Origin of the sequence: Accumulibacter sp. (assembly GCF_023806565.1) — a bacterium.
Lineage (GTDB): Bacteria > Pseudomonadota > Gammaproteobacteria > Burkholderiales > Rhodocyclaceae > Accumulibacter.
In genome coordinates this window covers 37,949-46,447 of sequence record NZ_JAMTDV010000011.1, presented here as the reverse complement: position 1 = coordinate 46,447, position 8,499 = coordinate 37,949, and the positions used below count along the sequence as shown (strand labels likewise).

Here is an 8,499-nt window from a genome sequence, read left to right as displayed (position 1 = left end):
GCCGGCACCTCGGCCGGCGGCATGACCGGTGCGATGATGCTTGGCGCCCTCGCCAACCGCGCCGAAGCGGTGACCACCGATCCCGGCGGAGCGGCCGGCAATCCGCTTTTCGACAGCTGGGTCGAGTCGATCGACATCGAGTCCCTGCTCGGCGTTGCTGACCTCTCCGCCTACCCCGACGGCTACCCGCGCTCGCTGCTCGATTCGACTCCGCTCGACGAAATCGCCCGCCAGGCGCTGCGCATGCCCGCCAGCGTGCAGCCGCCGGCTTTCGTGGCCGAACCCTTCCACCTGATGCTCACCGTCACCAACCTGCGCGGCGTCCCCTACAGCCTGGGTTTCGAGGATTCGCGCTTTCGCCACGACATGCTGCTGCACGCCGATGTCGTCCATTTCGCCTTTGCCCGGCAATTCGACGAAAAATCCGGCCATACTGCCTACCGCCTGCCCTGGGATGAACTCGGCAAGGCCGCCCGTGAGAGCGAAGTCAGCCTGCTGCGCCAGGCAGCGCTGGCCACCGGTGCGTTTCCCCTCGGGCTGGCGCCGCGGTTGCTGCGCCACCGCTTCGACCCCCGGCAGCCCGACCTCTACAGCCGGCGGCGCTGGCGGGTGCGCCGGCCGTTCTCCCGGCAGGCGCCGGAAGACCAAGGCGAGTGGCAGGGGCTCGACGCAGAAGCACGCGATTTTCTCGCGAAACGCCCGGCGCAGTGGTCTCAACTGCAAAAAATCGACTGTTCCTGGCCGGTACCGCGGCCCGACGACTACGGCTTCCTCTGCGTCGATGGCGGCGTGACCAACAACGAACCGATGGAACTCGTGCGCCGCGTGCTCACCGGCGATGACAGTTTCCTCGCCTCCGACGGTCTGGCAACCAGCCAGGCGATGATTCTGGTGGCACCCTTCCCCGGCGGCGAGCGCTTCGCCAGCGGCGCCTACGACCCGGAACAGGATCTGCCGCATGTCCTGCCGACGCTGATCGGGGCGATGAAGGACCAGTTGCGCTTCAAGCCCGACGAACTGCTCACCGCCATGCAGGACGACTTCTTCAGCCGCTTCGTCGTCGCACCGTCCAGGCGGGACCCCTCGCGCGGCGAGATCAATGGCGATGGCGCCATCGCCTGCGGGGCAGTCGGGGGATTTTCGGGTTTCTTCGACCGGGGCTTCCGGGCTCACGACTACTTTCTCGGTCGGCGCAACTGCCGCAATTTCCTCCTCAAGCATTTCGTCCTGCCCGAGGAAAACCCGCTGTTCGACGACACCTACCGCGACCAGGTGCTCCGCGAGGGCAAGTCGGTGAGCAAGAAGGGGGTCACTTGCCTGCCGATCATCCCGCTCTACGGATCTGCGGCCAGCCCGACGGTGGACGGTGCCGTCCCACCTTGGCCGAAGATCGGCGAAGAGCGCCTGGCGGACATCAGGCGCTGGCTGGTACGGCGCTACGATGGGCTCACCGACCGCACCATCGACGATCTGCTCAGCGAATCAGGCTTTGCACGCGTCCTCGCCAGGATCGTTCGCAACCTCACTCGCCACGACGCGACCGACTGGATGCTGAAAAACCTCCGGGACGCCCTGCGGCAGCACGGGCTGCTGTAACCATCCGGGACGTCCGCTGGTCTGCCGTTGTGTTGGCGCGGCCGGCGCCGGGAAACGGCCCGTCGGGCGCGGCGTCTACCCGAGCCGTTTCATCCCGAGCCTGACCATCAGGCTTTCCGCCGGGCAGAAGCGGGTGAAACCGCTCTGCAGAAGATTGGCGCCGACGAAGGCGGTAAACCAGAGAAAGTATTTGGAGACGAAGAGCGGGCTCTCCGGCACGCCGAGGGCCAGCGAAACGAGAACGAAACTGCCGGCCATGATGCGTACGGCGCGATCGGTGGTCATGTCGGGTACTCCTTCGAGAACACTGCGTAGTAAAGCACCGGGATCACCACCAGCGTCAGCACGGTGGAGACGAAGATGCCGAATATCAGGCTGATCGCCAGCCCGTTGAAGATCGGATCATCGAGGATGAACAAGGCGCCAAGCATCGCGGCAAGGCCGGTCAGCGCGATCGGCTTGGCACGCACCGCCGCCGAGCGGATGATCGCTTCGCGCAGTGCCATTCCCTCCGCGAGCTGCTGGCGGATGAAATCGACGAGCAGGATCGAGTTGCGCACGATGATCCCGGCCAGCGCGATCATGCCGATCATCGAGGTTGCCGTATATTGGCTGCCGAGCAGCGCGTGTCCCGGCATGACGCCGATGATGGTCAGCGGAATCGGCGCCATGATGATCAGCGGCACGAGATAGCTCTTGAAGTGGGCGACGACCAGCAGGTAGATAAGGATCAACCCGACCGCGTAGGCAAGCCCCATGTCGCGGAAGGTTTCGTAGGTCACCTGCCACTCGCCATCCCACTTGATGCTGTACGAGGCGTCGGGCGTGGTCGGCTGGCGGATGAAATGCTCGCCGAGCGAACCGCCGCCGTGTTCGAGCGCGTCGAGTGGACGGCCGGCAAGCGCTGAGCGCGCGGCGAACATGCCGTAGAGCGGCGAATCAAGGCGGCCACCCATGTCGGCGACGACGTACACCACAGGCAGCAGGTCCTTGTGATAGATGACCGTCTCGCGCGGCATTTGGCGCACCTCGACGAGTTCCGAGACCGCCACCAGTTGTCCCGCGCGCGAACGGACGCGCAGCTTGAGCAAGGCGTCGAGCGAGCTTTGCGTCTCCGGCGGCAAGGTCACCCGGATCGGGATCTCGAACTTCGCCGAAGTGTTGTGCACCGGCGTTACGTCGTCGCCGGCGAGTCCGAGGCGCACCGCGTCGACGATGTCGCTCTGTGCGACGTCGAGCAGCGCCGCCTTGTTCTGCAGGACATGGAGAATCGTCTTGCTGCCCTCGGCAGTGATCGAATCGTCGATCGCCACCAGGTCCGGCGTCGCTTCGAGCACCCTGCGCACCTCGCGCGCCACTGCGATCTGGCCACGGTAGTCCGGTCCGTATACCTCGGCGACGATCGGCGAGAGAACCGGTGGCCCCGGCGGTACTTCGACGACTTTGGCGTTGCCGCCGGCACGCCGGCCGATCGCTTCGACAGCCGCGCGCACCGAAACGGCAATCTCGTGGCTCTGTCGGGAGCGCTGTCTGTGGTCCACCAGATTGACCTGCAGGTCGCCGAGTTCCGGCGTCGCACGCAGGTAGTACTGGCGCACCAGGCCGTTGAAATTGATCGGGCTGGCGGTACCGGCGTATGCCTCGTAGTCGCGTACCTCCGGCACCTGCAGCACCTCGCTGCCGATCTCGCGCAGCACCCGTGCGGTTTCCTCGAGCGGCGTGCCGACCGGCATGTCGAGGACGACCTGGAACTCGCTCTTGTTGTCGAAGGGCAGCATCTTGAGAACCACGAGTTCGAGCAGCGCGAGCGACAGCGAAGCGAAGATCAGGAAGACGATGGCGAACAGCAGCCAGCGGCGTGACGAGCGTCCTGTCCGCACGTCGAGGAAAGGGGTCAACAGACGGCGAAAGAAGCGGTCGAGCCAGGCCGAGCTTCGCTGCTCGCTTGCCGGCGGCGCCGGATGGCGTTCGCGGGCAAGCAAACGGGCCGCCAGCCAGGGCGTGACGACGAAGGCAATGGCCAGCGAGAGGAACATGCCGAGCGAAGAGTTGATCGGGATGGGGCTCATGTAGGGCCCCATCAGGCCGCTGACGAAAGCCATCGGCAAGAGCGCGGCGATCACCGTGAAAGTGGCGAGAATCGTCGGACCACCGACTTCATCGACTGCCTGCGGGATGATTTCGAGCAGCGGCCTGCCGGGCTGCAGCGCCTGCCAGCGGTGAATGTTCTCGACGACGACGATGGCGTCGTCGACCAGGATGCCGATCGAGAAAATCAGGGCAAACAGCGACACTCGGTTGAGCGTGAATCCCCACGCCCAGGAGGCAAACAGCGTCGCCGCCAGCGTCAGCGACACGGCGACGCCGACGATCAGCGCCTCGCGGCGGCCGAGAGCGAAGAAAACCAGTACGACCACGAACGCAGTTGCGAAAACCAGCTTGCCGATCAGCTTCTGCGCCTTGTCTGTCGCCGTCTGGCCATAGTTGCGGGTAACCGTGACCTCGACGCCGTCCGGGATCAGCGTCCCCTTGAGCGAATCGACGCGCTCGATCAGCGCGCCCGCGACATCGGCGGCATTGACGCCGGGCTTCTTCGAGATCTGGACGGTTACCGCCGGAAACTCGCCCTCGCGCGTGCCGATCCAGACGTAACGGCCAGGTTGATCGGGACCATCCTCGACGCGTGCGACGTCGCCAACGAACACCGGCTTGCGGTCTCCGGCGGCACCCCGTACGGCGACGACGAGTTGTCGCACATCGGTCGCGGATTCGAGATAGCTGCCGGTCTGCACCAGCACTTCGCGGTTGCCGGCAACGAGCGTTCCCGAAGATTGCAGCGTGTTTCCCAGACGCAGCGCCGTGACCAGATCCTGCGGCGTGACGCCGTACGCCTGCATGCGTTCGCTGTCCATCAGCACACGCAGCACGTGATCCGGACCGCCCAGGGTGGAGACGTCGCGTGTTCCCTTGATCCGCTTGAACTCGATCTCGGCAGCGCGTGCCACCTGCTGCAGCGCGAACGCCGAGCGCTCCGGATCGGCGGTCCACAAGGTCAGCGAAACGATCGGCACATCGTCGATGCCTCTCGGCTTGACCGTCGGTTCGAGCACGCCGAGATTCGGCGCCAGCCAGTCGCGATGCGAATTCACCGTGTCGTACAGGCGGACGACGGCGTCGTTGTACTTGACGCCAACCGCGAACTGAACGGTGACCACAGCCATTCCTGGCCGCGACAGCGAATAGACGTGTTCGATTCCCGACATGCGCGACAGCACCTGTTCGGCCGGCGTCGCCACCAGGTTCTCGACGTCGCGAACCGATGCGCCCGGAAAGGGAATGAACACGTCCGCCATGGTTACGTCGATCTGCGGCTCCTCCTCGCGCGGCGTCACCAGGGTGGCGAAGATTCCCATCAGCAGCGCCACCAGGGCGAGCAGGGGCGTCATCTGCGAACTGGCGAAGAGACGGGCGATGCGGCCGGAAATACCCATCGGCTTACCTGCCTGGCAGCGCCGCAGACTTGACCTGAATGGCCGCTTTCACCGGGTCGAGGACAATCCGTTCGCCCGCCTGCAGCCCGGCCAGCACCTCGACCTCGCCGACCCCCACCGTCTCGCCCAGTCGAAGCTGGCGCAGGCTGAGCGCCCCCTGCTCGTTGGCCACATAGACCGCGGCAACCTCGCCACGACGCACCACCGCGCTCTGCGGAACAGTCAACTTGCGGTCGCGACCGATCACGAAATGGACGCGCGCATGCATGCCGGGAACGACTCCGGAGATTCCGGCTGGCAGGCCGACGCGTACCGATGAAACGTGCGTCGCCGAATCGGCGGTGGGCAGAACCATCACATCCGTCGCATCGACCCACCTGCCGAGTTCCGGAAAGTCGATCCTGGCCCGCCGCACCACACGCATCTGCGCCAGACGGTACTGTGGAATGCTGGCCGTTACGCGCAGACTCCCCGGCTCGTAGACCGACAGCAGTGGCTTGCCGGGAACCGCCATTTCGCCGAGTTCGGTGAGCCGTTGCGCAACGATTCCGGAAATCGGCGCGAGCACCGTCGCGTAACCGACGCCGACCGTCGCCTGCCCGTGCGTCGCCTGCGCCGCGTCCAGGTCGGCTTTCGCCTTGTCCAGCGCCGCCGAGCTGACGAAGCCCTGCTGCTGCAGGTTCCGCATCCGCTGGTAGTTGGCGCGGGCATTCACCAGTTGGGCAGTGGCGCCGGCAGCCACCTCGCTCGCTTCGCGGGCGTCGATCCTCATCAGGACATCGCCCTTCCTGACCGATTGGCCCGCGTCGACCCGCACTTCGACGACCCGTCCCGCGACCTGCGCCGCCAGCGTCGCCTGATTCACTGCTTCGACCAGCGCTTCCGCCGGCAGCGTCAGGTCGACCGGATGTGGCTGCACCACCTGTTCGGGCAGGGCCTCTGCCCGCACGCAAAGGGACGAGGCAGCAGCCAATGCGGCGAAGAACAAACGCCAACGACAGGGGTGACGACGTGTATGCCCGGACATGTTTATAAGGATATACTGATATACCATTGAAGACAACCACCTGTCCCCGTCGTCGACACGGATCAACGACCGTCCGCCGATGCAGGCAGTTCGGGGCTTGACGCCCGCACGGCGGGGATGAGACAAAGCCGGGATTCGTCGATCGGAGGATTGCCATGCAACACCTGTACCTCGCGCTGGCCCTGCTCGTCGCCGGCTGCAGCAGTGTGCCATCGACCGCCCCGCCGATTTCCGTCGGCGGCGAGATTCGCCAGCCCGAAACGGGCACCGGCGTCACCGCGCAGCCCGGCTGGCACGGCGACCGGTTTGCCGTGGCGACTGCGAATCCGCTGGCCAGCGAAGCCGGGGTGACGATGCTGAAGGCCGGTGGCTCGGCGATCGACGCGGCCATCGCGGCGCAAATGGTGCTGACGCTCGTCGAACCGCAATCGAGCGGAATTGGCGGGGGCGCTTTCCTTCTCCATTACGACGGCCGCGAAACGGTGGCATTCGACGGTCGCGAAACGGCGCCGGCGGCAGCGAGTGAAACGCTGTTTCTCAAGCCGGACGGCAAGGCAATGACTTTTCACGAAGCCATCGTTGGCGGCCGTGCGGTCGGCGTGCCGGGAGTCGTGCGAATGCTCGAAGCAGCGCACGCCGAATTCGGCAAACTGTCCTGGGCGAGTCTGTTCGAGCCGGCGATCCGGCTCGCGGAAAACGGTTTCCCGATCGGCCAACGCCTGCACGCTCTGCTCCAGGCAGATCCCTATCTCAGGCGCGACCCGTCGGCCGCTGCGTATTTCTACGATGGCAACGGTGAACCGGTGGCAATCGGCAGCATCCTTCGCAACCCCGAACTCGCCAGCGTGCTGCGCCGGATCGCCGACGAGGGATCGCGTGCGCTGCACGAAGGCGCCATCGCCCAGGCGATCGTCGACAAGGTCCGGCTACACCCGGACAACCCTGGACAGTTGCGCATGAGTGACCTGGCCGGCTACCAGCCGAAGCGGCGCACGCCGTTCTGCAGCAGCTACGCGCCGCGCCGGGCGGAAGCACCCCGGAGCTACCTGATCTGCGGTTTCCCGCCACCGAGTTCGGGAGCGATCGCCATCGCCCAAATCCTCGGCATCCTCGACGACACCGACGCCGGCTCGCTGCCATTTGCCGATCCACTCTGGATGCATTACTACACCGAGGCTTCCCGCCTGGCTTTCGCAGATCGCTCCCGGTACGTCGCTGATCCCGATTTCGTCGCCGCACCTGCCGGCAACTGGTACTCGCTGATCGGCCCCGACTACCTGGCCGGCCGGGCGCGGTCGATCGGCCCGCGCAGCATGGGTACCGCCAGGCCGGGCATACCCTCAGCGGCAACGACGACGCATGCCTCGATGCCCGAACAGGTCGAGCATGGCACTTCACACCTGAGCATCGTGGACGGTTACGGCAACGCGCTGGCGATGACCACCACGATCGAGGATGCGTTCGGCGCACGCCAGATGGTGAAAGGATTTCTTCTCAACAACCAGCTCAGTGATTTCTCCTTCGTGCCGCGCGACGACAATGGCGAACCCATTGCCAACCGTGTCGAACCCGGCAAGCGCCCACGCTCGTCGATGAGCCCGACGCTGGTTTTCACTGCGGACACCGGCGAACTGGTGATGAGCGGTGGTTCACCGGGTGGCGCGCTGATCATCCACTACGTCGCCAAGCTGCTCTACGGGGTACTGAACTGGGGACTCTCGCCGCAGCAGGCGATCGACCTGGCGAACTTCGGGTCGCTGAACGGCCCGACGCTGCTCGAAGAAAAGCGCTTCACTCCGGACTTTGTCGAAGCGCTTGCGGCGAGAGGGCACGAAGTCAAGGAAATCGGCATGAACAGCGGATTGCAGGCGATCGAGAGGAACCGTCGCGCTTACCGCGGTGGCGCCGATCCCCGGCGCGAGGGCAGCGTGATGGGGGAGTGATGGCTCTCCTCCATCCGCCCCAAACGTCCTCCCCGTCAGACCCTGGAGGCGAACAGTCGCTCGATTTCGGCCAATCGCTCGGCTCGCACGCCCTCGGGAACGCCGATGGCACGAACGACCTTGCGGATCATTTCGAGCACCTCGTCGCGCGCGCTCTGATCGCTGCCCAGCATCGCCGGAATCGCGGCAAGCGCAGTTTTCTGGTCGAGGAGGAGCGAGAAAAACTGTTCTCGCACGATCGACTTGAATTCCTGCAGGCCGATGCCTTGTTCACTTTCCGCGCGAATCTGCCGCAACACCTCGAACGAACGCTCATCGACCCCGGGCCCGGCCAGGCCGATGTATACCAGGCTGCGAATCGCCGCCTCGCGCAGTCCGCCCGCTTGCAGCCGGGAACGAAGCTGCGCCATGCGTTCCTGCATCAAAGCGAGTCGGTCAGGCT

5 protein-coding genes and 1 pseudogene are annotated in these 8,499 nt (G+C 65.5%); 2 read left to right on the top strand and 4 right to left on the bottom strand.

Annotated features, from left to right (window positions below; translation table 11 throughout):
• Positions 1 to 1,596 (top strand): hypothetical protein (locus NFV80_RS01065; protein ID WP_295325737.1); only part of this gene is annotated, 1,596 nt, incomplete at its 5' end.
• Positions 1,597 to 1,671: 75 nt separating this feature from the next.
• Here NFV80_RS01065 and NFV80_RS01060 read toward each other — a convergent pair.
• Genes NFV80_RS01060 through NFV80_RS01050 form a run of 3 tightly spaced genes read right to left on the bottom strand, consistent with a single transcriptional unit; the run spans position 1,672 to position 6,114 of the window.
• A complete protein-coding gene (locus NFV80_RS01060) occupies positions 1,672 to 1,881 on the bottom strand; it encodes a DUF2892 domain-containing protein (protein ID WP_295325734.1) in 210 nt (69 codons plus the stop codon).
• Positions 1,878 to 5,087 carry an efflux RND transporter permease subunit gene (locus NFV80_RS01055; RefSeq protein WP_295325732.1) on the bottom strand — a complete coding sequence of 1,070 codons (3,210 nt, stop codon included), beginning with the start codon at positions 5,085 to 5,087 and terminating at the stop codon, positions 1,878 to 1,880. The genes NFV80_RS01060 and NFV80_RS01055 overlap by 4 nt, the downstream gene beginning before the upstream one ends.
• A gap of 4 nt (positions 5,088 to 5,091) precedes the next feature.
• Positions 5,092 to 6,114 carry an efflux RND transporter periplasmic adaptor subunit gene (locus NFV80_RS01050; RefSeq protein ID WP_295325729.1) on the bottom strand — a complete coding sequence of 341 codons (1,023 nt, stop codon included), beginning with the start codon at positions 6,112 to 6,114 and terminating at the stop codon, positions 5,092 to 5,094.
• A 155-nt stretch (positions 6,115 to 6,269) separates the two neighbouring features.
• Between NFV80_RS01050 and NFV80_RS01045 the strand changes: the two genes are divergently transcribed.
• On the top strand, positions 6,270 to 8,057 hold the full coding sequence (locus tag NFV80_RS01045) for a gamma-glutamyltransferase family protein (RefSeq protein ID WP_295325727.1): 1,788 nt from the start codon (positions 6,270 to 6,272) through the stop codon (positions 8,055 to 8,057).
• 35 nt (positions 8,058 to 8,092) lie between these two features.
• On the opposite strand, the pseudogene NFV80_RS01040 reads toward NFV80_RS01045, so the two are convergent.
• A pseudogene (locus NFV80_RS01040) lies at positions 8,093 to 8,499 on the bottom strand (3-hydroxyalkanoate synthetase); the annotation flags it as partial.